This window comes from Streptomyces tailanensis, from assembly GCF_008386495.1.
Taxonomy (GTDB): domain Bacteria; phylum Actinomycetota; class Actinomycetes; order Streptomycetales; family Streptomycetaceae; genus Streptomyces; species Streptomyces tailanensis.
Genome location: NZ_VTHJ01000020.1, coordinates 71794 through 96805, shown reverse-complemented (window position 1 = coordinate 96805; position 25012 = coordinate 71794). Strand labels below are relative to the sequence as shown.

Here is a 25012-nt window from a genome sequence, read left to right as displayed (position 1 = left end):
GTACGCGCTCTTCAGGGTGTGCGGCGCCTGTGCCCCGGCTCCGCCGCGGCCGTCGGATTTCCGACCGGCAGGCAAGAGAGTGACCTCCCTTGCCGGCCGAGTCTGCGGTCCAGGATCGCGTCCCGGATCGGTTGCAGAGCGCGCGGCGCGTGATGGAAGACCTGCCCGAGGACATAGGCCTGCTGGGACTGCCGGGCGGTGTGCGGCTTGCGGGGGGCTTCGAAGGCGTCGAGTGCCTGGCGGACAGCGGCGTAGTCACTCAGGTCCACCCCGGCCAGGTGGCGGCCGATGAAGTAGCCGTCCTCGGTGGCCATACCGGCGCCGTACCCCGCGTACGGGGACGTGGGATGAGCGGCGTCGCCGACGAGAGTGGCACGGCCCTTGGACCACTGCTTCAGCGGCTTGCGGTCGCGGATCACCCAGTGCTGAACGTGCGCGGAGTCGGTCGCGGCGATCAGCTGGGGGAGCGGACGGGCGAAGGCCTGGCCGAGGCTGGTCGCGGTCGAGTGCAGGTCCCCGGTGAATTCCCGGCTTGCGTCGAACGCTTCGAGCATCCACCACTGGTGGCCGTCACGTCCCTTGTCGCGGATGGCGGTCCAGCTGCCCTGCACCGTGCGGGTGTGGGAGAGGACGCACATCCCGGGCTCGGTCTCGACGCTCTCGTCGAAGGTGTAGCCGCCGAAGATGTGCAGGTTGTGCTCGCGCTTGGGGCTGTCGCCCCACAGAGTGCGGCGGACCAGGGAATCGATGCCGTCCGCGCCGATCACGAGGTCCGCCTCGTGGACTCGTCCGTCCGCGAGGTGCAGTCGAACACCGCTCTCGTCCTGCTCGACGCGCTCCACCGTGTGGTTGACCTGCAGGACACCCTTGGGCAGCGCGTCGAGCAGCCGCTCGTACAGCTCGGGGCGCAGCAGGCCGATGAAGCCGCCGCCGTAGTCGCGGACAACCTGCTCTGGAAGGGCCGCGCGGACCCGGCGGCGGCCGCGGGCGTTGCGGAACTCGGCCGTACAGGGCGCACCCAGGTCCTCGGTGTTCACGCCGAGCAGCCCGAGTGCCTTGATGGGTGGCGGCCACAGGTTGAGGATGTTGCCGGCGGGTCTGGCGTGCGGGTAGCGCTCGAACAGCACGACCTCGTGGCCGGCCTGATGGACGGAGAGTGCGGCGGCCATGCCACCGGGCCCTGCGCCGATGACGGCGACGCGGCCGCGCTTGGCGGGAAGCTTCTTCATGGTGGGCTCCTCGGTCTTGGTCGTCGTTGACCTGGTAGAGGGTGAGGGCGGGCTTCTCCCGTACAGGGCTCGGTGCCCGGCCATGAAGCCCGGGGTGTGCGCGTGGCCCGTGCTCGTCGAGCGGGTCCTGGCTTTCCCAGCCTCGGTTTGCGACTTCGGTAACTTGCGGGTCGCTCTGATCAGTTCGTTCCGGCCGCTGGGGCGGCGGGCCGCGCACTGCCGGTCACTATGAGCATGTGTACCTCTGTGGACAGGGACGGTCGCGGCGGAAACCGAGGTGCATCCACGGTCGACGCGCCGGCCGATTACGGTCGATGCCCATGGCATCGGTGAAGTCGGCGAACTGCCCTGGTTGGTGCAGTTCCGGGCGTGCCGGGGTCTGGAGGATGGATGTGCCGGACCTCGTCCTGGGCGTATGCGGACGAGGTGGCGGTCGTCGTGCCTCAAGCGGCGGTGTGCAGTTTCGCGGCGGTGGCGGCGGTGATGTCGTGGGGGGTGACGCCGGGGGCGGTTTCGACAAGAACCAGGCCGTTGTCGGTGACGTCGAGTACGCCGAGGTCGGTGCAGTTGTTGGAGACGACCTTCAGGCCGGTGGCGCCCTGGGCGTGCAGGGCGTCGATGAGGACGGCCGGTATGCCGGACAGGCCGAAGCCACCAACGGCGAGCGAGGCCCCGTCGGAGATGTCGGCGACCGCCTCGGCGGCGCTCGCGCTGACCTTGTTCACGTGCGGGTCCTTTCAGCCGGAGTTCGGCCAGGGGGCAAACGGGGGAGCCGGGCAGCACCGTCGACCAGTCGCCGACGGCGACGCGACCGGCGCCGGTGTGTACGAGGCCTCGCCTGAGGCGAGGAGGACGACGGCGTTGAGCACCTCGTCAGGGAGGCCGGCCCGGCGGAGTGGGAGTGGCGGCCGATGGCGCGCATCGGGGTGGTCGTCGGCGAGCAGGTCGCCGCGCGTGGCCCTCGGCGCCGATCATTTAGGGGATGACCGAGTTGGCCGGGTGCCTGTGTCACATCGGTGGCTGTCACGGTCGCTCCCGCCCGGGCCGGAGCCTCCACCGTGCCCTGCCTGCGCGCGGCCCCGGTGACGACGACCTTGTCGGCCGGCCTGCTCTCCGCCGCGCGGTTCACGGGCGCGTTCGCGGGCGCGTACGGGCGCGAGGGACGGCCACCGGTTCGGCACCGGGTACCACGGTGTTGGAGACGGTGCCGATGCCCTCGACGGTGAGGGTGACGGTGTCGCCGGGCTTGAGCGGCGGCGGGTCCTGGCGGCCGCGCACGCCCCAGAGTTCGGCGAGGCAGCCGCCGTTGCCGCAGGTGCCCGAGCCGAGTACGTCGCCGGGGCGTACCCAGGTGCCGCGGGAGGCGTAGGCGGTCATCTCCTCGAAGGTCCAGCTCATGTTGGACAGCAGGTCCTTGCCGACGACCTCGCCGTTGATCTCGGCGGTCAGCGCCAGGCGCAGGAATCCCTCGCTGTCGCGGTAGGGCTCCAGCTCGTCCGCGGTGACGAGGTAGGGGCCGAGGGTGGTGGCGGTGTCCTTGCCCTTGCAGGGGCCGAGGCTGACCTGCATCTCGCGGGACTGGAGGTCGCGTGCGGACCAGTCGTTGTAGATGGTGTAGCCGATGATGTGGTCGCGGGCCTGCTCGGGGGTGAGGTCGCGGCCCTCGCGGCCGATGACCGCGGCGACTTCGAGTTCGAAGTCCATTGCCTGACAGCCGGGCGGCACGGGGACGTCGTCGTGAGCGCCGATGACCGCGTAGGGGTTGGTGAAGTAGAAGGTGGGCGCGTCGTACCAGGCGTCCGGGGCGCCCGAGACTGCGTCGATGCTTCGCCGTACACCCTCGACGTGCTCCTCGAACGTGACGAAGTCGCGTACGGACGGCGGTTGGAGCGGCGGCAGCAATCGCACCTGGGAGACGTGCGGGCCGCGCGGCACGTCCAGGCTTGCGTTGCCCGCCTCGCGCAGTGCCTCGGGACCGGCCTGGATCAGGTCGAGAAGCGTCCCCGTGTCGGGGCAGGGGTAGAGGGTGCCGTCGTCCTCGGCGGTGGCGAGACGGCTGCGGCCGTGCTGTTCGTACGTGGCGAAACGCATGGCATTCCTAGGGAGCTGGGTGGGTTGACACAGGCCGGGGGCCCGGCGGCCTGGCAGGGCGGGGGAGTGCGCCGAGCCCCCGGGGCTAAAGGGTCAGACCGGCGGAGCGACGAAGACGCCGCGGTCGACGTCGTTGTGCATCTCCTTGGCGATCATCTCGTTCATCGGGTTGGACGTGCCCCACTGGTCGGCGTTCTCGGGCTTCGTCAGGTCGTAGATGTGCGGGTGCCAGGTGTCCTCGTCCAGCTTTTCGAGCTCGGTGGTGTACTCCACGGTGTTGCCGTGCGGGTCGAGGAAGTACGTGAAGGTGTTGTCGCCCGCCATGTGCCGCCCGGGGCCCCAGATCTTGCGGGCGCCGGAGCGCATCACGCGGCCGGAGCCGCGCATGTACTCGTCGATGCCGCGCAGCTCGAAGGAGAGGTGCTGCAGGGAGGTGTGCGGACCGCTGGCAATGGCCATGGAGTGATGCTGGTTGCTGATCCGCATGAAGTGCATGACCTCGCCCATGTGCGGAATGCTCATCGTGTCGGACAGCCGGAAGTCGAGGTGCTGCTCATACCAGGCGCGGGTGGCGTTGATGTCGGGGGAGTTCAGGACGACGTGCGAGAGACGGACGGGAATGGACTCCTTCTCCTCGACACGACGGTGCCGGCGCGCCTCGACGTCGGCCGAGACCTCGATGGTGCGGCCGTCGATGTCGAAGAAGCGGAAGCCGTAGCCGCCGCCGGGGGTGTCGACCTTGCCCGGCTGGGAGATCAACCGCACTCCACCCGCGAGGAGTTGCTCGGCGAGTGTGTCCACGTCGGCGGGGTTCGCCGCGCCGTAGGAGATGAGGTCGAGGCGCTTCTCCTCGGCCTTGCGGAGCCGGACGATGTACTGCTCGGGGGAGCCCTCGGCGGCCAGGAAGGAGATGCCGGAGTCCTCGGCGACCTTGGTCAGGCCCCAGACGCCGGCGTAGAAGTCGAGCTGCTTGTCATAGTCCGGCACGGCGAGGTCGACGTGCCGCAGGTGGGTGAGCAGACGGTTGGTCATGTCGGGCTCCTCAGGTGAGACGCAGCAGCGCTGCCGCGTTGCCGCCGCGTACGGCGTGGAAGTGGGGGGCGGGCAGGTCCGTGACGTCGCGCAGAGCGCCGAGCGGGTCGTCGGTGCCCATGTCGAAGGGGAAGTCGGAGCCGAGCAGCACCCGGTCGGGGCCGGCCACCCGGATCAGTTCGCGCAGGACGTACGGGTTATGGACGAGGGAGTCGAAGTACAGCTGCTTGAGATAGCTGCTGGGCGGGTGCGCGCAGCCGCGGGTGTCGGTGCGGGCGAGCCAGGCGTGGTCGGAGCGGCCGATGTGGGTGGGCAGATAGCCGCCGCCGTGGGCGGCGACGATGCGCAACCCCGGGTGCCGGTCCAGGACTCCGGAGAAGATCAGATGGGACAGCGCGACGGCGTTCTCGGTCGGTTGGCCGACGGTGTTGGACAGGTACCACCGGTTGAGGCGCTCGTCGAGCGTGCAGCCGAAGGGGTGCAGGAAGAGGATCGCGCTGGTTTCCTCGGCCCGTGTCCAGAACGGTTCGTACGCGGGGTCCGACAGTTCGCGTCCCGGCGCGTGGCTTGAGATCTCGACACCGCGCAGGCCCAGGCCGAGGGCATGTTCGAGGGCTTCGACGGCGAGGCCCGGGTGCTGGAGCGGGACGAGGCCGAGGCCGTGCAGCCGCTGCGGGGCCTGGGCGACGTGCGCGGCGGTGCCCTCGTTGGCCAGCTCCCACACCGTACGGGCCAGGTCCTCGTCGGCCCAGTAGTGGTAGTGCGAGGGAGAGGGCGAGACCAGCTGGACGTCGATCCCGGAGGCGTCCATCGCGGCGAGCCGGGCCTTGACGTCAGTCAGTTTCGGGAAGCGGTCGCGGAACATCGGGCCGCTGACGGCGATGGCCTCGGGGCCGTTGCGGCGGGCGTCGAGATCGCGGGCCGCGGCCAGCCCGGGGTGTCCGGCGACGGCGTCCTCGACCTGCGGGAGCAGGACGTGCGCGTGGACGTCGATCGTGGGTGCGCTGTTCTGGGGACTCACGGGGTTCACGGAGTTCACGGGGTCTCCTTCAGGACGGACATCGTGCGGCCCATCAGACCGGGTGCGTCGGCGTCACGGACGCCGTCCAGCTGCCACTGACCGAGTTGCACGGATGCTTCGACCACCATGCGGACACGGTCGATCCGGCGTTCGTAGAAGCCGGTCAGCAGGGCGTCGAGGGAGCTCCAGTCCTGCTGGTTGCTCAGCATCTCGGCCAGTACGGAGGCGTCCTCCAGCGACATGGCCGCGCCCTGGGCGAGCGTGGGAGGGCAGACGTGGGCCGCGTCACCGATCAGGACGACCCGGCCGCGGTGCCAGGAGCCCTCGACGAGCAGCCGGTCGAACCAGGTGTAGTTGACCTTGGCGGGGTCGGTGATGCTCGCGGCGATCTCCGGCCACGCACCCCCGTAGGGCGCGGCCAGCCGCCGCATCTCGTCCGCGTACGAGGCCGGGTCGATGGAGGCGCGGTCGCGGTTGGCCTCGACGAGGTAGGCGTAGATGGTGTTCTTGCTGGTGGGGCAGTAGCCGGCGATGTAGCACGGTCCGCCGTAGGACAGGTCCATGCGCTCCACGCCCTCGGGGCGGGGCGCGGGGACGCGCCAGATGGCCATGCCGGTCGGTTCGGGTTTGTCGCTGATGCCGATCATCGCGCGCGTGTGCGAACTGACGCCGTCGGCGGCGATGACAAGGTCGTAGCGGCCCTCGGTGCCGTCGCTGAACCGGGCGGTGACGCCCGACGCGTCCTGGACCAGTTCCTCGGCGGTGGTGCCAAGGCGTATCGTCGCGCCGCTCTCGAGAACGGCCTCACACAGAATCTCCTGCAGCCGGGGCCGCTGCATGCCGAAGATCGGGGGCAGGTCGTCCCCACCGGTGCGGATGTCCTGCTGGACATGGAACACGGTCCCGTCGGGCGCGGCCAGGCCGACGGCGTCGACGGCGTAGCCGCTCTCCCGGACCTTGTCCCATACGCCCACTTCGCGCAGCACGCGCAGCGCGTTGCCCTGGAGGGTGATGCCGGAGCCGAGCACGTTCCAGTCGGGTTTGGCCTCGATGAGTTCCACGGCGATGCCCGCCCGCCGCAGCAGCACGGTCACGGCGTTGCCGGACGCGCCGCCGCCTATGACGAGGACGGTGCGGGGACGGGTGTCGTTCATGGGGTCTCCCTGAGATGGTGCCGCGCGACTTCGAGCGGCAAGGGGGGTGTTGCGGGTCGGGCGGTCGAGGGTGGCGTAGCCGTCCGGGCGCGGCTCGCCCGGCCGTCCAGGGCGTTACTTGACGGCGATGGGATTCACCGGTGAGCCGACGGAACCGGTGATGGGCAGTGGCGCGGCGGTGAGCCAGAACTCGGACCGGCCGTCGGCGGCGCAATGTGCGGCGAGGGCATCGAGGTCCCACATCTCACCGATGAGCAGACCGATGTGGGGGATGGCGACCTGGTGCAGCGGCTGGAAGGCGTGGTCGAACTCGTTGGGCCGCACCTCGAAGCCCCAGGTGTCGGTGGCGATCCCGGCGATCTCGCTCCGGTGCAGCCAGCCGGCCGTACTGAAACTCAGCCCCGGCGCCGGCCCGCCCGCGTAGTCGCCCCAGCCTTCGTGACGGGCGCGGGCCAGCCGCCCGGTGCGCACGAGGACCAGGTCGCCACGACCGACGGTCACACCGTGCGAGGCGGCGGTCGCGGTCAGGTGCTCCTCGGTGATGGCGAAGCCGTCGGGCAGTTCGCCGTCCTGGCCGATGACCAGGCCCACATCGAGGAGGACGCCCCGCCCGGCGACGTGCGGAGCCATGTGCTCGATACCGGTGACCAGGTCGCCTTCGGAGGTGACGACCTTCTCCGCCGGGCGGCCGTTCCACGCCTTGCCGTGATCGAAGATGTGCCCGAGCCCGTCCCATTGGGTGGAGCACTGCAGGGGCATGGCGATCACGTCGTCGGCGCCACCGAAACCGTGCGGAAAGCCCTGGCCGCCCAGAGCGGCGTCGGTGCCGGTGGCGAGCATCGTGTGCACCGGGTTGGTACGCCTCCGCCAGCCTTTCTGCGGGCCGTCCATGTCGAAGGTCTGTGACAAGGAGAAGCTGACGCCGTCGCGGATCAGGGCTGCGCCCTCGCGGCGCTTGGCCTCGTCGAGGAAGTTGAGCGTGCCGAGCACGTCGTCCTCCCCCCAGCGGCCCCAGTTCGAGTACGCCTTCGCGGCCTCGGCGATCGCCGCCTCGGGATCCGTACGGTCGATACGGTCGGCGCTCATCGGGCCTCCTCCGCGACACAGCGGGTGCGCTGGGCGCCGAGCCCGGTGACCGAGCCGTCCATCACGTCGCCGTCGCGCAGCAGCCGGCCCCAGTGGATGCCGTTGCCGGCCGGGCTGCCGGTCAGAACCAGGTCGCCGGGGAGCAGTCGGGCGGTCTGGGAGATGTATGAGATCAACCGTGCGACGCCGAAGATCATGTCGTTGGTGGACTCGTCCTGCATGGTCTCGCCGTTGAGTTTCAGGGTGACCTGTAGGTCGGACGGGTCGGCGATGGAGCCGGCCGGGACGATCCACGGGCCGAGCGGGGTGAAGCCGGGGGCGTTCTTGCTGCGCAGCCAGTCGGTGCCGATCGGGGGCATGTCCCGGCGGAAGACGGTCGCGCGGTCGGTCAGGTCGTTGGCGATGGTGTAGCCCGCGACGTACTCCAGCGCCTCCTCCACGGTGACCCGGTAGGCGGGGCGGGAGATCACCGCGGCCAGTTCCAGTTCCCAGTCTGGCTTCTGGGCCCAGGCGGGCAGCACCACGTCGTCGTAGGGACCGCTGATCGTGGTCGGCAGGCCGATGAAGACGTACGGGAGGTCCTCGGCGGCCCGCTTGTCCATGACCGCCGCGACCTCGGCGCGGGCCTCCTCGACGGTGCGTGGGTCGTCCGGGGCGCGGTGTGCGACCGCCAGGTCGATCACGTGCTGCCGGTAGTTGGCGCCGGACTGGAAGATCTGCCGCGGCTCGACGGGCGCCTGCACCCGCAGGTCATCCAGCGACAGCCATGCGCCGGCCGGATCCGCCGCGAGGGCGTGCAGGCGGGGCAACGTCTTGTCCCAGCGCTCCAGGAGCGTAAGGGTCGTCAGCGCGGGTTCACCCAGTGCCGCGCGCAGGTCGAGCGCCCGGCCGTCCGGCGCCACGAGGCCGGGGAACGCGGCTCCGCCCGATGCGGAGAGAGTGCCGATGGCGAAAGGGCCCGAGAAGGGTGCGAATGGTGCCGGCGCGGCTGCGGATTTCACGGAGATGTCCTCCCGATTGCGGTCCCACTAATCTGGCCCGTAGATTGCAATCAGGGAAATCGATTTCCTATATATAAGAATCCAGCCGGTGAATACCGGTGGTGCCGGCTCCGGAATTGGGACGCTTCGTGAACTTGGCCAGCCTGGACCTCAACCTCGTCGTTGCCCTGCGCGCCCTCCTGCAGGAGCGCAACGTCACCAGGGCCGGCCAGCGCATCGGACTCAGTCAACCCGCGATGAGCGCGGCCCTGGCCCGGCTGCGCCGCCACTTCGACGACGACCTGCTCGCCCGGGTGGGCGGAGGGTACGAACTGACCGCCCTAGGGCAGGCCCTCCTCGACCGAACCACCACCGCATGCGACCTGCTGGAGCGCGTCTTCGCCAGTCAGGCCGAATTCGACCCCTCCCGCGAGGAACATGAGTTCACGCTCATCGCCTCGGACTACGCGGTTGCCGTCTTCGGTACCGAACTCGCCCGCACCGTCCAAGCCGAGGCACCGGGAATCCGGCTCAGGTTCAAACAGGTACCGAACGAAATCATCGACAGCACCGGGTCGCTGCTCAGCACCGTGGACGGGCTACTGCTGCCCCACGGCATCATTCGAGGCTTCCCCATGGTCGAGCTCTACCAGGACAGCTGGGTCTTCCTCGTCGCGGACGACAACCCCGAGGTCGGCGAGCGGCTCACCCTTGACGACCTGGCCCGACTGCCGTGGGTGACGTACCAACGAGCCTACGATGCCCCCGCCGCCCGCCAGATCGCCATGCTCGGCATCGAGCCGCGCGTGGCGGTCTCCGTCGACAGTTTCCAGCTGATGCCACTCCTGGTCGCAGGCACCCGCCGGGTAGCTCTCCTTCAGAGGCGTCTCGCCGACGAGCTGGACGGAGTCGCACCCGTCCGCATCATGGAACCGCCCTATGACGCCGTGCCGCTCCAGCAGGCCTTGTGGTGGCATCCGGTCCACATGCACGACGCGGCGCACATGTGGCTGCGGGAGACGACGGCCCGGGTCGCCGAGATGATGGAGGCCGGTCGGCCTACGACCTCCCGTCCGCCGAAACGATGAGCGCAGGAAGGCGAGCCAGCCGGCGCCGTCCTTGGCGGTGGCGACGTCGATGCCGAGGATCTCGCGGCGGCCGTCGGCGTTGACGCCGACCGCGATCCGGGCGTGGACGTTGATGATGCGGCCGCCCTCGCGGCCCTTCTGGGTCAGCGCGTCCACCCGGACGAACGCATATGGCCCGGCGTCGAGCGGCCGGTTACGGCGCGGCGACCTGCTCGTCGAGGTGCTTCGCCATCGCGCTGACCTGGGACTTCGACAGCTCTTCGTAGAAGTCGTAGAGGTGCTCTTGGACCTGGGGCCGGAAGGCCCGCAGCAGCGATGGTGGTGAGGATGTGGGCATCGCCCGAGGCTAGTGATCAGTGCCGGGACGCACGGTCTCGCCGGGGCTTTTCATCTGGATGAGGGATTCGGGACCCGGGTCGCGACGACGAACCGTTCTCCTTGCTCGTCGACTTCGGGGGCTGGTCCTGCGCGTCGACGCGTTGCCACGCGGGCGTGCGGTCCTTGTCGACCAGGACGGCCCGTACGCCCTCCAGGAAGTCCGGGGAGCGGATGGTCGTGCGGGTGAGGAGGAGTTCAGCGGCGAGGCATTCGCGCAGGGTGCGGTTTCTGCCTGCCGTCAGCAGGGCGTGGGTGATTTCCAGGCTCTGCGGGGAGTGGGCGTCCAGGCTGGCCAGGGTCCTGGTCGCCCAAGGGGTGGCCAGGGCGTGGAGTTCCTGCCTGATGCCGTCGAGGGTGGGGGCGCCGAAGGCTCGGTCCAGGTCGGCTCGTACCGCTGCGAGCCTGCTGTGGGCGATCGAGGGGGCGGGTGTGTCAGCCAGGCCCTTCAGGGTGGTGTCGATCGGGGTGGCGGCGTTGTCGGCCAGGGCTTCCGTGACCTCGTCGATGCGGTTCGCGGGGACGAAGTGGGTGGCCAGGCCCGTGTACAGGGCGTCCGCCGCGTCCAGGCGGTGGCCCGTCAGGCCCAGGTACATGCCGATCGCGCCGGGGAGGCGGGGGAGGAAGTGGCCGGCGCCGATGTCGGGGAAGAAGCCGATGGCCGTTTCGGGCATGGCGAGGATCGCGTTCTCGGTTACGACGCGGTAGTCGCCGTGGATGGAGAGGCCGAGGCCGCCGCCCATGCAGATGCCGTCGATCAGGGACACGATCGGGACGGGATGTTCGGCGATGCGGGCGTTGAGGCGGTACTCGGTGGAGAAGAAGTTCTCGCTCGCCTCCGCGTCACCGGCGAGCACGTTCGCCCGGATCGCGCGCATGTCACCGCCGGCGCAGAACGTCTTCGGGTTCGTGCTCGCCAGCACCACGGCCGTGAGGGGCGTGCTCTCCCAGGCCGCCAGGGCCTCGTCGATGGCGGCGACCATGGGGGTGGTCAGCGCGTTGAGGGCCCGGGGGCGGTTGAGCAGGATCCTGCCGACGCCCTGGTGGACGCCGGTGAGGACCTCGTCGGCCGGGGGGAGGTCGGTGGCGGGGGTGGTAGCGGTCATGTGTCGCAATCAATCATGGGGCGCGGGTTTTCTCGACTCGCCGCCGGACAACCGAACACCTCTCACCCTCGCCTCAGCGCCGAGCTCGCCGAACCGCTGCCCCGGCAGCCCTGAACCGCCAGCTGAACTCGTCCCCTGTACAAGGGTGTTCGGGCAGTTCCGGCGGGTTTATTTCGCTTCTCTCGACCGCCCCGCGAGCCCTAGCATTACCGCCGTTGTGCCGGACAGTGTTCGATATTTCGAACAAAAGTGAACGGACGTGATGCCATTGACCGCGGTGATCGAGGCGCGCGGGCTGTCCAAGGTGTTTCACACGACCGTGCGCCGGCCGGGCTTCGCCGGGGCGCTCAGGTCGCTCGTCAGTCCGGAGCGCGTGGCCAAAGTCGCGGTGCAGGACGTCGACTTCCGTGTCGGCAGAGGCGAGTTGCTCGCACTGCTCGGTCCGAACGGGGCCGGGAAGTCCACCACGATCAAGATGCTCACCGGGATCCTGACCCCCACCTCCGGTGAGGCCGTCGTCGCCGGAGTCGTCCCGCACCGGGACCGGGAGCGCAACGCGCACAACATCGGGGCCGTGTTCGGCCAGCGGACCCAGCTGTGGTGGGATCTGCCGGCCCGGGAGTCGTTCAGCATCCTGCGGGACATCTACGGGGTGCCCGAGGACCAGTACCGGGCCAGGATCGACGAGTTCGACGGGCTGCTCGAACTATCCGAGTTCTGGGACACCCGCGTCCGCCATCTGTCGCTCGGGCAGCGGGTCCGCTGTGATCTGGCCGCCTCGCTCCTGCACGATCCGCCCGTCGTCTTCCTCGACGAGCCCACCATCGGCATGGACGTGGTGGTCAAGGAGCAGGTACGGCGGTTCCTGCGGCACCAGGTCGAGGAACGGGACCGTACCGTCCTGCTGACCACGCACGACATGACCGAGGTCGCCCGGCTCGCCGAGCGGGTCGTCCTCATCAACCACGGCCGGATCGTGCTCGACGGCCCGCTCCAGGAGATCCGACGGCGCTTCGGTGGCACCTGGCAGGTACGGGCGACCCTCGCCGACCCGGCCGATGTGGAAGAGATCGAGCGGATCGAACAGAGAGGTGAACCGGCCTTGTTGCCCGGGACCACCGGCATCGGCGTCCTGCGGCGCGAAGGCCCGCGCGTCGTGTTCGGGCCGGTCGGGGACGACGCCCCCACCGTGCACGAGGCGCTCAAGGCGGTCATCGCGCGGTTCCAGGTCACCGACCTGGCGCTGGAGGAGAACGACCTCGAAGACGTCATGCGCGCCGCCTACCTCAGCGACGTACCGGCCCAGGGGGCCACCGAGGAATTCGCCGTCCAAGCCGCCTCCCAAGGCGGCTGAGCCATGACAGCGAACACTGCCAGCACCATGACCCTGCTCTCCCGGGGCCGGCACATCGCCTCGATCACCCCCCGGGGCGAACTGCTCGCCCCTCCCCGTATGACCGCCACCGCCCTGCGCCTCCTCGTCCAGGTGTGCCTGGTCGTCTACCTCTGGCGGGGGCTGTACGCGCACACCGACTCCAGCGCCGGGCTCGACGAGACGCAGGCCGTCACCTACGCCGTACTCGCCGTGCTCGCGAACCGGATCCGCGGCCTGGACCGGCGCGCGGGCCGCGACACGGTGATCCAGCACCTCCACTTCGGCACGATCGTCTACTGGTACCTGCGGCCGATGAGCCCCCGGCGCTACTACGCCCTGCGCGCCCTCGGCGACCAGCTGTACGGCTTCGGCTGGGTGCTCGCCGGATACGCGCTGTCTCTCGCCGTCGGAATCGTGGTCCCGCCCTCCTCGTACGAGGTGGCCGCGGTCTTCGCGGTGAGCATGCTGCTCGGCCAACTGGTCCTCTACTACGTGATGATGCTGGTCGACCTGCTGTGCTTCTGGACGCTGCGCAACGAGTCCGCCCTCCTCATCCTCGTCTTCGCGCAGAACCTGCTCTCCGGTGTGTACGCGCCGCTCTGGTACTTCCCGGACTGGTTCATCACCCTGAGCGCGTTCCTGCCGTTCCAGGCGACCCTCGGCGTGCCGCTCTCCATCTACGTCGGACGGATCGGCGTCGACGACGCCTTCGTCCAGATGGCGGTCCAGGGCGTCTGGATCGTGCTGCTCGCCCTGTTCACCCGATGGCTCTGGGACCGGGCCGGCCGACGTGTCGTGGCCCAGGGGGGATGACCATGACCACTCGGACGACCATGACCGCTTTCCTCCATTCGTGGCGGGTCGCCTGGCGGATCACCAGGCTCAACTTCAAGGCCCGGCTGGAGTACCGGGGCGAGTTCCTGCTGGGGATCGCCACCGGGGCCATCTGGCAGGTCTCGATCATCGTCTTCGCCTCGGTGCTGCTGACCCGCTTCCCCGGGCTCGGCGGCTGGTCAAGCACCGACGTGCTGCTGATCGCCAGCATGCGCATGCTGGCCCACGGGCTGTACGTGCTCTTCCTCGGCCGGGTCCAGTACATGAACATCCTCGTCCAGGAAGGGATCGTCGACCCCTGTCTGATCCGGCCCATGCCGGTCTACCGGCAGATCCAGCTGAACTTCTTCCCGGTCAACGCCATCGGTGACCTGGTCGTCGCGGTCGGGCTGTTCGTCGCCGCGCTCCAGCGGAGCTCGCTCGACTGGACGGCGGGGCGGATCGCGTACGTGGTGGCGGGGGTGATCGGCGGCATGCTGGTCGAGGCGGCGCTCTTCACCGCCCTGGCCGCCGCCGCGTTCCACTTCCCGGCCACCTCGTACTGGAGCCAGTGGCTGGAGGAGCTGATGGGGACCTTCGGCAGCTACCCCCTCAGCATCCTTCCGAAGGCCGTCTCCGCCGCGTTCACCTTCGTCGTCCCGCTCGCGTTCATCGCCTACTTCCCGGCCGGCGTGCTGACCGGCCACGGCGGCGACATGGGCGTTCCGGAGGCGCTGGCCGTGGCCTCACCGCTCATCGGCCTCGCGGCCTTCGTGCTGTCGCGGCTGCTGTGGAACTGGAGCCTCGGCAAGTACACGGGGGTCAACGGGTGAGCGGGTAGGGCGAGTTGGCCGGCGCGTTCTCCTTGGGCCGCGTTCTCCTTGAGCCGCGTTCAACGGCTACTTGAGTCGCGTCTCCAACCCGTCCAGCACCCGGTCGAGGCCGTACTGGAACCCCTCCTCCCGGGCCGCCCGGGGGTCCGTCCCGCGCTGATCGGAGTAGCTCTCGCGCAGCAGCGGGTGGTCCTGAGCGGCCTCCTCGGCGGCGGGCCACAGACGCTCGACCGCGGTCTGCTCGTCCTGGCCGCTGCGGGCGAGGACATTGAGCCAGGCGGCCTCGCTGGTGGCCATGCCGGTGACGTATGCGACGAGGGTGGACAGCGCCCGGTCGGCCTCGGCGGCCGGGAAACGGGCGGTGGTCAGCAGGTTCAGCATGGCCTCGGAGACGCGCATCCAGTTCGTGCCGAGGTAGGACATGCCCAGCTCGCCGAGTACGGACGCGAGCCACGGGTGGCGCAGGATCGTCGCGCGCAGGCTGTGGGCGCAACGGGTCATATCGGTACGCCAGTTCGCCGGGTCGGGGGAGGCGGAGACCTCGATCTCGCCGTAGATCTCGTCGACGGCCAGCTCGATCAGCTCGTCCTTGTTGGCTACATGGCGGTAGAGCGAGGTGGCGCCGGCGCCCAGCCGGCCGCCGAGCTTGCGCATGCTCAGCGCGTCGATGCCCTCCTCGTCGAGCAGCCGCAGCGCCTCGGCCACGATCTGCTCCCGGCTCAGCGCGGGTTGCTCCCGCCCGGCCCGGGGCCGGGTCCACACGGACTGGAACGCTCGGGGCTGCTCGGTTGCCATGGCTCGCTCCCTCTCCTTCACTGCGTACGGGTTAAGCGCCCAGCGTACGGTGTGCGCAGCTGGCGGGGGTGGGGGCGGGGTCGTGCGGCGGCTGCGGGTGAGTGGGGGCTGGTCGCGCAGTTCCCCGCGCCCCTTAGAAGCCAGGGGGCGCCCCCGGGTAGCCAGGGGCGCGGGGAACTGCGCGAGCAACCACGACCCACCCGCACACGCCAACGCACCCCACCCACCGAGCTCTCCCGCGCAGGGGGTCGAAGGGGCGCAGCCTCTGGGGACGGGACGGGACGAGTAAGGGGCGGCGGGGGCGAGGAAAAAGCAGCTCAGACCCCCGGCACCCGCCGGAACCTCCCCGCCACCCGCAGCTCCGCCTCGATCCGCCCCACCACCGCCCGCAACTCCGGCAGCACCTCCGCCACACACTGCTCGACAGACCGCCGACTGCTGTGCATCGCGACGTTCACCGCGGCCACGACCCGCCCACCCCCATCCCGTACCGGAACGGCGATCGAGCGCAGCCCCTCCTCCAGCTCGCCGTCGACGAGGGCGTAGCCGTCGGACCGCACCCGCTCCAGCAGGGCCAGCAGCTCCCGCCGGTCCGTGATCGTGTGCGGGGTCAGGGGAAGCAACTCCGGAAGCCGCGGCTCAGGGAGATCCGCCAGCATCACCCGGCCCAGCGACGTCGCATACGCCGGCAACCGCGTCCCCAGCGTGATGTTGACGCTCATCACCCGACTCGTGGCGACCCGCGCCGTGTACTGCACCTCCTCCCCACCCCCGGTGAGGATCGCGAGGGACGCCGAGTCGTGGACGCGCTCGGAGAGTTCGGCCAGGTGCGGGGCGGCGATACGGGACAGCGGAAGCATGGACAGGGGAGGGAAGCCGAGGCCCAGCACCCGGGGCGTGAGCCGGAAGACGCGGTCGTACGACTCGACGTACCCGAGGTGTTCGAGGGTGATCAGCGCCCGCCGGGCCGTCGCCCGGGCGAGCCCGGTGGCCTGGGCGACATCCGTGAGGGTCAGTTCGGCGCGCCCCTCCCCGAAGGACGTGATGACGGTCAGCCCACGCGCGAGCGACTCGATGAACTCCCGGCCCAGTTCCTGCTTGGAGGCACTGGTCCAGGCGGCGAGACCGGAGGGAGCCGAGCCCGCCCCGGAGCCATAAGGGCCGGAGGCGACCCGCGGCCCCCGATCCCGCTTCAACTCGGCCTCCATCTCCGCCACCGCCACCCGCAGCCGCGGCAGCAGCGCCGAGCCCAGCGACTCCGCGGTGTGCCGACTGGTGTGGCTGACGACGTTCGCCACACATGCGACCCGCCCGGTCCGCGGCTCCCGTACGGGTACGGACACCGCCACCAGCCCCGGCTCGATCAACTGGTCGTCCAGCGCCCACCCCCGGGCGCCCGCCTCGGCCGTACGCGCCTCGAAGTCGTCGTACGCCCCGCCGCGCGGCGGCACCGCCGGAAACCCGCGGGCCTCGGGGTCGGCCTCCCGCCGGGCCCGCCACCGCGCCCAGTCGGCGGCGTCCCACTCGGTGGCGAACAGCGGGCCGGGCGCGGTGCGTTCGGCGGGCAGGAGGTCGCCGATACGGAAGCTGAGGGACATCGCGCGGCGCCGGGTGGCCTGGTGGATGAACCGGATGCCGTCCCGGTCACCGACCGCGAGCGACACCGACTCGTCGAACTCGTCGGCGAGGGCGTCCGCGTATGCGTCGAGCAGGCGGGGGAGCCGGATGGAGGCCAGATAGGCGTTGCCCAGCTCCATCAGACGGGGCGCGAGGACCGCGTCCCGGCCGTCCAGCCGTACGTATCCCATCCGGGCCAGCGTCGCCGTGATCCGGTCGACCGTGGAACGCGCGAGCCCGGTGGCCTTCTCCAGCCCGCTGAGGCTCAGGGCCCCGTCCGCCTCGGTGAGCCGCCGCAGCACGGTGATCCCCCGCATGAGGGGGGCGACGGCCTCGTCGGGCACGGGCGCGGAGACCGCGGAGCCGACGGCTCCGCTCATGGCGTTCGGGAGCATGGGGCCACCGTAAACCGCGTTCGCATGCGGTTACCTGGCCGAGCCCCGCCACGGCCCCCGTCGGAGCCTGCTCCTGCCGCCTGGTCGGGCCCGCTACGGCCCCCGTCGGAGCCTGCTCCTGCCGCCTGGCCGAGCCCGCCACCGCCTCCGGCGAGCCTGCTCCCGCTGCCCCGCCGAGCCCGTCACCGTTGCCCCGGTCGGGCCCTCTCCTGCCTCCTGCCGGGCCTGCTCGCGCCGCCCGGTCGAGCCCACACCACCCCGGCCGAGTCGGCTCCTGCCTCCCGGCCGGGCCTGTCACCGCCTCTGGCCGGGCCTGCTCCTGCCTCCTGCCCGGCCTGCTCGCGCCGCCCGGTCGAGCCCGTCACCGCTGCCCCGCCGAGCCCGCTCCTGCGCCTGGTCGAGCCAGCCACCACCCCCGGTCGAGCCCGTCACCGCTGCCCCGGCCGAGTCGGCTACGGACACCCCGGCCCCCTGGCCCCTGGACCTCGTCTCGTCCTACCGCCTCATCACCCGCACCCGATGGTTCCCCGCGGCATCCACCTCCGTAACCGTGATCTCGACGCCCGCCCGCACGTCCTTGAAGGCATCCCCAGGGACGAACGGGGCGTCGGAGAGTTCGGCGTGGACGTTCGGGCTGCGGGTGCAGCCTCCGCTGTCGCGGCGGGAGTCGTACACCTTGATGGGGCCGTTGCCGGTGTCGATGTCCGCGTCGACCTTGTAGACGAGGACGCCGGGGCGGCACACGGCGACGTCGTTGCCCGCCCGGGTGCGCAGCTCGACCGCGTATGCCGTACGGGAGTCGAGCGGGACGACGACGAGTTTCCCGCCGCCGGTGGTGGCCAGCGGGGTCAGCGTGTACTCGGCCGTCCCGGGCGCCGAAGCGCAGCCGACCTGGGCCGCGTCGAGCCAGCCGAGCTTCCACTTGTGCCAGCCGAGCAGATCGTTGTCGACGCCCCAGTCCTCGCTCATGATGTCCCAGTGCCCGACCGCGCCGCCGCCCTCGTGGGTGTAGAGGTCGGGCAGTCCGAAGACATGGCCGTTCTCGTGGGGGAGGACGCGGTAACCGGTCTCGTCGTACGAACCGGAACCGTCGTCCTGACGGCTGTAGACGAACGAGGCGTTGGCGACCGGCTTCCCGTCCGCGACCGGCGCCTCCTTGTTCCCGGCGAAGGTCACCGACAGGACGGTGTCGAGGGCGGAGGGGCCCGCGTTCGGCGTGACGAGGACGTTGACCAGGTCGTACGCCCGGAAGTCGACGACCGGATCGGCGACCCGCACCAGATCCTGGACCAGCCGGCGATACCCCGGCTCGAAGGGGGCGCCGCGCTCTATCCCGTACGCGTGGAACGGCTTCGGCATCCGCAGCCACTCGGTGACCGGGGCCTCGGGCCGGTAGTCGATACGGCCGTACGAACTCGTCCTGAACCACCTCTGGGTCTGCGGCGCGAACTCCGCGAACCGGTCCATCGCGCTGCCCTCGCCGGGGACGTCCGAGAAGTCGATCATCAGGTTGAGGGCGCGGACCGTGCCGGTGGAACGGGAGTAGCCGGGCGGGGTCGGTATCCCCTCCGACATCTGCACACCGACCCGGCCGCGGATCATGCAGGGGCCGAGCTGCGTCGTACCGCGGGACGCCAGCGGCGTGGCCTCCGCGGACGTGGTCGGCTTGGCGGTGAGGTGCCCGGTTCCGGCGGAGGTGCTGACCGCGAGCGTGAGGGCGGTGACGGAGGCGAGTGCGATGGCGCGGCGCGGGCGTATCCGACGCCGGGGTATCGCATGTCGTACCCCGTGGCGCACCCCCTGCCGTATCCCATGTCGGCGGAACGGCTGCTGCATGCACGAGCCCTTCACTCCACGGCAGCCGCCGGGGAAGAGGCTGCGCCCTCTCGATCACCCTGTGTCGAGGGGCGTGGGGGCGCGCGCTGGAAGGGCCGAACGTGGGTTTCATGCCCGCACGCAGATCTGCGGAGATCTTGTGACTCAGGTCACAGAAGATCTCTTGGGAGGCGGGAAATAACCGGGGACCGTTTCCCCGTTTAGTCAGGTGTCGAAGCGAACCGGGGATTCGATCCCCGGATCACCGCCCGACTGACCGACTGGCCGACTGACCGACTGACCGATCTCAAGGAGTACGCCGTGAAGACCGCCACCCCCGTGCAGCGCAAGGTGACCCGCCCGCGGGCCGACGCCCTGCGCAACCGGGAGCGGATCGTCACCGCCGCCCGGGAGATGTTCGTGGAGTACGGCCCCGAGGTGCCGCTCGACGAGATCGCCCGCCGGGCGGGCGTCGGCAACGCCACGGTGTACCGCAACTTCCCGGACCGCGACGCACTGGTCCGGGAGGTCGTCTGCTCGGTCATGGACCGTACGGCGCTGGCGGCGGAGGGCGCGCTCGCCGAGACCGGTGACGCGTTCGAGGCGCTGTCGCGTTTCGTGCACACCGCCGCCGACGAGCGGATCAGCGCGCTCTGCCCGATGGTGCAGAGCACGTTCGAGAAGCACCACCCGGACCTGGAGGCGTCGCGCGAACGACTGGAGGAGCTGGTCGGTGAGCTCATGGAGCGGGCCCGGCAGGCCGGGCAGCTCCGCGGCGACGTGGGCGTCGGCGACATGATGGTCGCCGTCAGCCAGCTCAGCCGCCCTCCGGCCGGCACCGTGTGCGCGGGGATCGACCGCTTCCTCCACCGCCACCTGCAGCTGTTCCTCGACGGCCTGCGCGCCCCGGCCCACTCCACACTGCCCGGCACCCCCATGACCATGGAGGACCTGCGCCAGGCCTGACCACGCCCACCTGACCTGACCCGCCCACCCGCGGCCGTCAACGGCGACGAGCCGCTGCCTCTCGACGCCCTTTGCCGCACCGTTCAGCGCACCCTTTTCACCACCGATACCGATATTTCCGTCACGAAGTTACTTCCGTCACGAAGTCCGAAGCCTGAAGTGGGTACCCCCATGTCTGAAACAGTCCGCAGCGTCCGCGAGCCGTCCCCGGTGGACGACTCGCACGCGCACTCGAACCGCTGGAAAGCGCTCGTCTTCATCGCGCTCGCCCAGCTGATGGTCGTGCTAGACGCGACCATCGTGAACATCGCCCTCCCGTCCGCCCAGCAGGACCTGGGGATATCGGACGGCAACCGCCAGTGGGTCATCACGGCGTACGCGCTGGCCTTCGGCGGTCTCCTCCTCTTCGGCGGCCGTATCGCCGACCTGTGGGGCCGCAAGCGCACCTTCGTCACCGGCCTGATCGGCTTCGCCGGCGCCTCCGCGCTGGGCGGCGCGGCCACCGGTGAGGCGATGATGCTGGGCGCCCGCGCGCTCCAGGGCGCGTTCGGCGCGCTGCTCGCGCCCGCCGCGCTCTCACTGCTCGCCGTGATGTTCACGGACGCCAAGGAGCGGGCGAAGGCGTTCGGCATCTACGGCGCGATCGCCGGCGGTGGCGGCGCCGTGGGCCTGATCCTCGGCGGCTTCCTGACCGAGTACCTGGACTGGCGCTGGACGTTCTACGTCAACATCCCGTTCGCGGTGATCGCGGCGGCCGGCGCGTACTTCGTCATCCGTGAGCCGGAGGGCGGCCGCAACCGCTCACCGCTCGACATCCCCGGCGTGGTCCTGTCCACCCTCGGCCTGGTCTCCCTGGTCTACGGCTTCACACGGGCCGAGTCGGACGGCTGGGGCGACTCGGTGACGATCACCCTGTTCATCACCTCCGCCGTACTGCTCGCCGCCTTCGTGCTCGTCGAGTCCAAGGTCAAGGCCCCGCTGCTGCCGCTGCGCGTGATCACGGAGCGGAACCGCGGCGGTGTCTACCTCTCCCTGGGCCTCGCGATCATCGCGATGTTCGGCCTGTTCCTCTTCCTGACCTACTACCTGCAGATCGTGAAGGGGTACTCCCCGGTCAAGACCGGCTTCGCCTTCCTCCCCATGATCACGGGCATGATCATTGGCTCCACCCAGATCGGCACCCGCCTCATGACCCGCGTCGCACCGCGCCTGCTGATGGCGCCGGGCTTCCTGGTCGCGGGCGCGGGCATGCTCCTGCTCACCCAGATGGAGATCGACTCCTCGTACGTCACCCTGCTCCTGCCCGCCCAGCTGCTGCTCGGCCTCGGCATGGGTACGGCGTTCATGCCGGCGATGTCACTGGCGACGTACGGCGTGGAGCCGCGTGACTCGGGTGTGGCGTCGGCGATGGTCAACACCTCCCAGCAGGTGGGCGGCGCGATCGGTACGGCCCTGCTGAACACGATCGCCGCCTCCGCGACGACCTCCTACATCGAGGACCACATCGCCACGGCCACCTCCAAGCCGGCCGCCCAACTCGTCGAACTCCAAGGCATGGTCAACGGCTACACCAACGCCATCTGGTTCGCCGTGGGCATCCTGGTCCTGTCGGCCGCGATCGCCTTCACGTTCATCACCACGGGCAAGCCGGACATGACGTCGACGACGGACGAGGGCGCGGAGGCGGAGGTGAAGGTGCCGGTGGTGGCGCACTGAACGGCTGACCGGTAGTCCTACGGCGCTCCCCGGCCAACCCAGCCGAGCGTTACCGCAACCAAGGCAAATCCGCCCCCACTTCCTTCGGCTGAAGTCCCTCGGCGACGATCTCCATGATCTCGCCGAGGGCCTTCTGCTGTCCGGGCGACAACCGGTCGAACAACGCCTGCCGCACCGCGGCCACATGCTCCGGCGCGCTCTTGTCCAACATCTCCTGCCCCCCGTCCGTCAGTACCGCGAACTGCCCGCGCTTGTCCGACGGGCAGTCCTCGCGCCGCACCCACCCGTTCTTCTCCAGCCGCGCCACGGCGTGCGACAGCCTCGAGCGCGTGATCTTCGTTTTCATCGCCAGCTCGGTCATCCGCAGCCGCCGCTGCGGCTGGGCCGACAGCACCACGAGCAGGTGGTAGTAGAGGTGCGGCATGCCCGCGTCGCGCTGCAACTGGCGGTCGAGATGGTCCTCGAGAAGGGTTGTGGCATGCACGTATGCGAGCCAGGTGCGCTGCTCCTCGTCGGTGAGCCAGCGGGGTTCTTGGGCGGCGGCGGTGTCGGTCACCATGTCGTTCGCCATGTCGGATGCGGGGTTCATACCCCCCACTGTACGAGCCCCCTCCTTGAAATTTGAACTATAGAGATGTAAGGTGAAGCAAGAAATGTTGAGACTTCAACTACGGGGGAGTGGGGAGAAGTCTCAAGTGTTCTCAAGTGCCAGAAGCGACCGCTGTGCCCGCTGAGGCATATGTGTCATGCATAGTCACAAGTGCCATGCGTGTCGCGTGTGTTGAGGGAGTCACCCCTATGTCCGCCGCCACCGCCGAGCGCATGCCCACCCTCTATCTGAGCCACGGCGCGCCACCTCTCGCCGACGACCCCATCTGGCCCGGCGAACTCGCCGCGTGGTCCGCGACCCTGCCCCGCCCCAAGTCGATCCTGATGGTCTCCGCCCACTGGGAGGAGGCCCCGCTGGCTCTGGGCGCGGTCGACCCGGTCCCCCTGGTCTACGACTTCTGGGGCTTCCCCGAGCACTACTACAAGGTCCAGTACGGAGCCCCGGGCGCCCCCGCCCTGGCAGCCGCGGTCCGCAAACTCCTCCAGGCCCCCGGCACCCCCGTCCAGGACATCCCCGACCGAGGCCTCGACCACGGCGCGTACGTCCCCCTGGTCGAGATGTACCCGGAAGCCGACATCCCGGTCCTCCAGATCTCCATGCCGACCCTGGACCCCCTGAAGCTGATGGACATCGGCCGCAAGCTCGCGCCCCTGCGGGACGAGGGCGTCCTGATCGTCGGCTCCGGCTTCTTCACCCACAACCTCGCCGCACTCCGCCAGGCCGGCACCCCCTCCTGGTCGGCCGAGTTCGACGACTGGGGCCACCGAGCCCTCGAATCCCGAGACTGGGACGCCCTCCTCGACTTCCTCCACAAGTCCCCGGCCGGCCACCTCGCCCACCCCCGCACCGAACACTTCGCCCCCCTCTTCGTCACGATGGGCGCGGCAGAGGCCTCCGGCGAACTGGACGCCCAGAAGTCCGTGATCGACGGCTTCTGGGGCGGGTTGGCGAAGCGGTCGGTGCAGTTCGGGTAGCCACGGTTGCGCGCCCACAACTCCGGCCCCGGCCGCACCGTATGGGCTCGCCATGCACATGCCTATCTCGTACGGCCTGAACCGCACCTCCTCGCCCTCCTGGCCCGCATCCGCACCAGGAAGGCAGTCCGTGGGAGCCGAGACGGCACTACACCGATGACTTTCCGCGCCCTCGGCCGTCTACCGGTGTGACTGCAACCCCGAGCGACACGAGGAGACGGAACATGAGCACCGAGCAGACCACCGAGGCAGGCGGCTTCTCCTACACGCTGAGCCGGACGCTGGACGCCCCCGCGGCGAAGGTGTGGCGGGCCTGGACGAGCGCCGAGCAGTACGCGCGGTGGGCGGGCGCCGTAGCCGGGTCCGTGGAGATGGATGTGCGGCCGGGTGGGGCGTGGAAGGCCACGATGGTCACGCCCGACGGCGGGCAGTTCCCGCTGACCGGCACTTATGTCGAGGTCGACGAGAACAGCCGGCTGGTGATCGGCATGGACGTCCCCGGCAAGGCCGCGCCCGCCGTCATGGGCATGGAGCTCGGTGAGCGGGGCAGTCACCGGACCGAGATCGTGCTCCGTCAGACCTGCGACACCGCCGAGGAACGTGACATGGCCGAGCAGGGCAGCACGATGCTGCTCGACAGCCTGAGCACCTTCCTCGCCGAGAAGGCGGGGGACTGACCCTCGCCGATCGGCCATTACCTGTCATGTCATCGACGCCCGCCTGTGCGCCTGGCAGGCTCATCCGCGTACGTACGGAGTGACTGCCCGCCCGACCGACCGGAAGGACGCCATGCCCGCCTACGCCATAGCCCACCTCCAGGACGCCGCCCCGCACCCGGAGGTCGCGGAGTACATCGAGCGGATCTCCGGGACCTTCGAACCGTACGGCGGTCGTTTCCTCGTGCACGTCGCGCAGCACGAGGTGAAGGAGGGGAACTGGCCGGGAGCGGTTGTGGTGATCGGGTTTCCCGGGATGGCCGAGGCGCGGGAGTGGTGGGACTCGCCCGCGTATCAGGAGATCGCGCCGCTGCGAGCGCGGCACATCAAGGGCGACATCATCCTGGTCGAAGGCGTTCCCGAGGGATACGACCCCACCACCACCGCGAAGGCGATGAGGGAGGCGATGGAGGCTGCCGAGTAAGGCGGGCGGACGTCCGAGCAGACGTCACAGTTCCTTCTCGTACCAGGCCACATCCCAGTACCGCCCGAACTTCCGGCCGACCTCCCGGTACGTACCGACGTGCCGGAAGCCGAAGCGTTCGTGCAGCCGCCGCGACGCCTCGTTCGGCGGGACTATGCCCGCGTACGCCCGGTGGAGGTCCTCTCCGGCGAGGGACTCGAACAGGGCCTTGTAGAGGAGCGTGCCCACGCCCCGGCCGCCGGCGTCCGGGGCCAGGTACGCCGACACCTCCACGGACGTGCCGTACGCCGGCTTCGCGCGAAACGCGCTGCTCGTGGCGTACCCAAGAATCTGCCCACCCGTCTCCCGGCCACCGCCCCTCAACGAGGCGCTTCGCGCCGCTGCGTCCAATTCATAGTTCGCCGTGGTGGCAACTATCAGGCGGTGTCGTCCGTCTTCAAGGTGGGAGAGGAGCCAAGGGCGGCGCTCTTCCGGAGTGAAGACAGCGGTATCGAATGTGATCGACGTCTCACGGATGTAGTGGTTGTAGATGTCAGTGAGGGCGGTGAGGTCGGCCTCGACTCCCGGTCTGACCTGCACCTCTTCGGACTCCGACGACATCTGGCCTCCTCGTGTGACGGCACAGGGTACTGCAAGATCAGAAAAATAGTGGGACGGCTTGGGAATTCTGTCCTGATTCCAGTCGTTGTTTCCTTCGGAAGCCGGGCACTCGGCACAGTGCCGGAAGAGTGTCCGCGCGGCCGCAGCAGACCCACGTAGACCAGACACGACCCTGCCAGCCCACCATCGCAAGGGAGCACG

General features: G+C 69.9%; 22 protein-coding genes and 2 pseudogenes. 9 read left to right on the top strand and 15 right to left on the bottom strand.

From position 1 onward, the window contains the following. Positions 1-11: 11 nt before the first annotated feature. From F3T56_RS18590 to F3T56_RS18555, 8 genes and pseudogenes are all read right to left on the bottom strand, one after another. Positions 12-1229 carry an FAD-dependent oxidoreductase gene (locus F3T56_RS18590; protein ID WP_149826294.1) on the bottom strand — a complete coding sequence of 406 codons (1218 nt, stop codon included), beginning with the start codon at positions 1227-1229 and terminating at the stop codon, positions 12-14. Positions 1230-1774: 545 nt separating this feature from the next. After that, positions 1775-1954, bottom strand: a pseudogene (locus F3T56_RS46980) (CoA-transferase); the annotation flags it as partial. 400 nt (positions 1955-2354) lie between these two features. Then, the gene (locus F3T56_RS18580) at positions 2355-3320 is read right to left on the bottom strand and encodes a fumarylacetoacetate hydrolase family protein (RefSeq protein WP_149826293.1); all 966 of its coding nucleotides are present in this window, start codon (positions 3318-3320) and stop codon (positions 2355-2357) included. A 93-nt stretch (positions 3321-3413) separates the two neighbouring features. Then, positions 3414-4352 (bottom strand): VOC family protein, encoded by a 939-nt coding sequence (locus F3T56_RS18575; RefSeq protein ID WP_149826292.1) that lies wholly within the window; start codon positions 4350-4352, stop codon positions 3414-3416. 10 nt (positions 4353-4362) lie between these two features. Continuing rightward, positions 4363-5391, bottom strand: a complete 1029-nt coding sequence (locus F3T56_RS18570; protein ID WP_246203689.1) for an amidohydrolase family protein — start codon at positions 5389-5391, stop codon at positions 4363-4365. Beyond that, positions 5388-6527 (bottom strand): FAD-dependent oxidoreductase, encoded by a 1140-nt coding sequence (locus F3T56_RS18565; protein ID WP_149826291.1) that lies wholly within the window; start codon positions 6525-6527, stop codon positions 5388-5390. Before F3T56_RS18565 ends, F3T56_RS18570 begins: the two co-directional genes overlap by 4 nt. Positions 6528-6641: 114 nt before the next feature. Beyond that, on the bottom strand, positions 6642-7613 hold the full coding sequence (locus F3T56_RS18560; RefSeq protein WP_149826290.1) for a cyclase family protein: 972 nt from the start codon (positions 7611-7613) through the stop codon (positions 6642-6644). Further along, the gene (locus F3T56_RS18555) at positions 7610-8620 is read right to left on the bottom strand and encodes a fumarylacetoacetate hydrolase family protein (protein WP_149826289.1); all 1011 of its coding nucleotides are present in this window, start codon (positions 8618-8620) and stop codon (positions 7610-7612) included. The genes F3T56_RS18560 and F3T56_RS18555 overlap by 4 nt, the downstream gene beginning before the upstream one ends. Before the next feature lie 122 nt (positions 8621-8742). On the opposite strand from F3T56_RS18555, the gene F3T56_RS18550 reads away from it, so the two are divergent. Further along, on the top strand, positions 8743-9681 hold the full coding sequence (locus F3T56_RS18550; protein WP_149826288.1) for a LysR family transcriptional regulator: 939 nt from the start codon (positions 8743-8745) through the stop codon (positions 9679-9681). Here the strand turns inward: F3T56_RS18550 and F3T56_RS18545 are convergent. Both F3T56_RS18545 and F3T56_RS18540 read right to left on the bottom strand, forming a co-directional pair. Next, a pseudogene (locus F3T56_RS18545) lies at positions 9667-9937 on the bottom strand (transposase); the annotation flags it as partial. The gene F3T56_RS18550 and the pseudogene F3T56_RS18545 sit on opposite strands and share 15 nt — an antisense overlap. 97 nt (positions 9938-10034) lie before the next feature. Then, positions 10035-11162, bottom strand: a complete 1128-nt coding sequence (locus tag F3T56_RS18540) for an enoyl-CoA hydratase/isomerase family protein (protein WP_149826287.1) — start codon at positions 11160-11162, stop codon at positions 10035-10037. Positions 11163-11424: 262 nt separating this feature from the next. Here F3T56_RS18540 and F3T56_RS18535 point away from each other — a divergent pair, with 262 nt between their 5' ends. From F3T56_RS18535 to F3T56_RS18525, 3 genes are read left to right on the top strand one after another with little or no spacing between them, the layout of a single operon-like run. Then, positions 11425-12516, top strand: coding sequence for an ABC transporter ATP-binding protein (locus F3T56_RS18535; RefSeq protein WP_149826339.1), 1092 nt, complete (start codon positions 11425-11427; stop codon positions 12514-12516). A 3-nt stretch (positions 12517-12519) separates the two neighbouring features. Then, a complete protein-coding gene (locus F3T56_RS18530; RefSeq protein WP_425473587.1) occupies positions 12520-13350 on the top strand; it encodes an ABC transporter permease in 831 nt (276 codons plus the stop codon). 2 nt (positions 13351-13352) lie between these two features. Further along, positions 13353-14183: an ABC transporter permease gene (locus F3T56_RS18525; RefSeq protein WP_246203688.1), complete on the top strand. Its 831-nt coding sequence runs from the start codon at positions 13353-13355 to the stop codon at positions 14181-14183. 66 nt (positions 14184-14249) lie between these two features. On the opposite strand, the gene F3T56_RS18520 is transcribed toward F3T56_RS18525, so the two are convergent. The 3 genes from F3T56_RS18520 to F3T56_RS18510 form a co-directional block, all read right to left on the bottom strand. Further along, positions 14250-14978 (bottom strand): TetR/AcrR family transcriptional regulator, encoded by a 729-nt coding sequence (locus F3T56_RS18520; RefSeq protein ID WP_149826286.1) that lies wholly within the window; start codon positions 14976-14978, stop codon positions 14250-14252. Positions 14979-15295: 317 nt separating this feature from the next. Next, positions 15296-16990, bottom strand: coding sequence for an IclR family transcriptional regulator domain-containing protein (locus F3T56_RS18515; RefSeq protein WP_149826285.1), 1695 nt, complete (start codon positions 16988-16990; stop codon positions 15296-15298). Between the two features lie 495 nt (positions 16991-17485). Beyond that, on the bottom strand, positions 17486-18826 hold the full coding sequence (locus tag F3T56_RS18510; RefSeq protein ID WP_149826284.1) for a M6 family metalloprotease domain-containing protein: 1341 nt from the start codon (positions 18824-18826) through the stop codon (positions 17486-17488). 300 nt (positions 18827-19126) lie between these two features. Here F3T56_RS18510 and F3T56_RS18505 point away from each other — a divergent pair, with 300 nt between their 5' ends. Then, positions 19127-19771, top strand: coding sequence for a TetR/AcrR family transcriptional regulator (locus F3T56_RS18505; protein WP_149826283.1), 645 nt, complete (start codon positions 19127-19129; stop codon positions 19769-19771). Positions 19772-19942: 171 nt separating this feature from the next. Next, positions 19943-21487: an MFS transporter gene (locus tag F3T56_RS18500; RefSeq protein WP_149826282.1), complete on the top strand. Its 1545-nt coding sequence runs from the start codon at positions 19943-19945 to the stop codon at positions 21485-21487. 49 nt (positions 21488-21536) lie between these two features. Here F3T56_RS18500 and F3T56_RS18495 read toward each other — a convergent pair whose 3' ends face one another. Beyond that, complete coding sequence (locus F3T56_RS18495; protein ID WP_172639006.1) at positions 21537-22076, bottom strand: MarR family winged helix-turn-helix transcriptional regulator; 540 nt, start codon at positions 22074-22076, stop codon at positions 21537-21539. A 209-nt stretch (positions 22077-22285) separates the two neighbouring features. On the opposite strand from F3T56_RS18495, the gene F3T56_RS18490 reads away from it, so the two are divergent. From F3T56_RS18490 to F3T56_RS18480, 3 genes are all read left to right on the top strand, one after another. Next, on the top strand, positions 22286-23071 hold the full coding sequence (locus F3T56_RS18490; protein ID WP_149826281.1) for a dioxygenase family protein: 786 nt from the start codon (positions 22286-22288) through the stop codon (positions 23069-23071). A gap of 224 nt (positions 23072-23295) precedes the next feature. Further along, positions 23296-23748: an SRPBCC family protein gene (locus tag F3T56_RS18485; protein ID WP_149826280.1), complete on the top strand. Its 453-nt coding sequence runs from the start codon at positions 23296-23298 to the stop codon at positions 23746-23748. Positions 23749-23860: 112 nt separating this feature from the next. After that, positions 23861-24211 (top strand): DUF1330 domain-containing protein, encoded by a 351-nt coding sequence (locus F3T56_RS18480; protein WP_149826279.1) that lies wholly within the window; start codon positions 23861-23863, stop codon positions 24209-24211. 24 nt (positions 24212-24235) lie between these two features. Here the strand turns inward: F3T56_RS18480 and F3T56_RS18475 are convergent, their stop codons facing one another. Continuing rightward, positions 24236-24811, bottom strand: coding sequence for a GNAT family N-acetyltransferase (locus F3T56_RS18475; protein ID WP_149826278.1), 576 nt, complete (start codon positions 24809-24811; stop codon positions 24236-24238). Positions 24812-25012: the final 201 nt, after the last annotated feature.

What these genes read in the sequence shown, in the direction of transcription:
- F3T56_RS18520 (WP_149826286.1), bottom strand. Translation starts at nt 14,978, where the DNA reads ATGGCAACCGAGCAGCCCCGAGCGTTCCAGTCCGTGTGGACCCGGCCC.
- F3T56_RS18495 (WP_172639006.1), bottom strand. Translation starts at nt 22,076, where the DNA reads ATGAACCCCGCATCCGACATGGCGAACGACATGGTGACCGACACCGCC.
- F3T56_RS18480 (WP_149826279.1), top strand. Translation starts at nt 23,861, where the DNA reads ATGCCCGCCTACGCCATAGCCCACCTCCAGGACGCCGCCCCGCACCCG.
- F3T56_RS18510 (WP_149826284.1), bottom strand. Translation starts at nt 18,826, where the DNA reads ATGCAGCAGCCGTTCCGCCGACATGGGATACGGCAGGGGGTGCGCCAC.
- F3T56_RS18475 (WP_149826278.1), bottom strand. Translation starts at nt 24,811, where the DNA reads ATGTCGTCGGAGTCCGAAGAGGTGCAGGTCAGACCGGGAGTCGAGGCC.
- F3T56_RS18525 (WP_246203688.1), top strand. Translation starts at nt 13,353, where the DNA reads ATGACCACTCGGACGACCATGACCGCTTTCCTCCATTCGTGGCGGGTC.
- F3T56_RS18500 (WP_149826282.1), top strand. Translation starts at nt 19,943, where the DNA reads ATGTCTGAAACAGTCCGCAGCGTCCGCGAGCCGTCCCCGGTGGACGAC.
- F3T56_RS18530 (WP_425473587.1), top strand. Translation starts at nt 12,520, where the DNA reads ATGACAGCGAACACTGCCAGCACCATGACCCTGCTCTCCCGGGGCCGG.
- F3T56_RS18580 (WP_149826293.1), bottom strand. Translation starts at nt 3,320, where the DNA reads ATGCGTTTCGCCACGTACGAACAGCACGGCCGCAGCCGTCTCGCCACC.
- F3T56_RS18535 (WP_149826339.1), top strand. Translation starts at nt 11,425, where the DNA reads ATGCCATTGACCGCGGTGATCGAGGCGCGCGGGCTGTCCAAGGTGTTT.
- F3T56_RS18540 (WP_149826287.1), bottom strand. Translation starts at nt 11,162, where the DNA reads ATGACCGCTACCACCCCCGCCACCGACCTCCCCCCGGCCGACGAGGTC.
- F3T56_RS18490 (WP_149826281.1), top strand. Translation starts at nt 22,286, where the DNA reads ATGTCCGCCGCCACCGCCGAGCGCATGCCCACCCTCTATCTGAGCCAC.
- F3T56_RS18565 (WP_149826291.1), bottom strand. Translation starts at nt 6,527, where the DNA reads ATGAACGACACCCGTCCCCGCACCGTCCTCGTCATAGGCGGCGGCGCG.
- F3T56_RS18515 (WP_149826285.1), bottom strand. Translation starts at nt 16,990, where the DNA reads ATGCTCCCGAACGCCATGAGCGGAGCCGTCGGCTCCGCGGTCTCCGCG.
- F3T56_RS18560 (WP_149826290.1), bottom strand. Translation starts at nt 7,613, where the DNA reads ATGAGCGCCGACCGTATCGACCGTACGGATCCCGAGGCGGCGATCGCC.
- F3T56_RS18485 (WP_149826280.1), top strand. Translation starts at nt 23,296, where the DNA reads ATGAGCACCGAGCAGACCACCGAGGCAGGCGGCTTCTCCTACACGCTG.
- F3T56_RS18590 (WP_149826294.1), bottom strand. Translation starts at nt 1,229, where the DNA reads ATGAAGAAGCTTCCCGCCAAGCGCGGCCGCGTCGCCGTCATCGGCGCA.
- F3T56_RS18575 (WP_149826292.1), bottom strand. Translation starts at nt 4,352, where the DNA reads ATGACCAACCGTCTGCTCACCCACCTGCGGCACGTCGACCTCGCCGTG.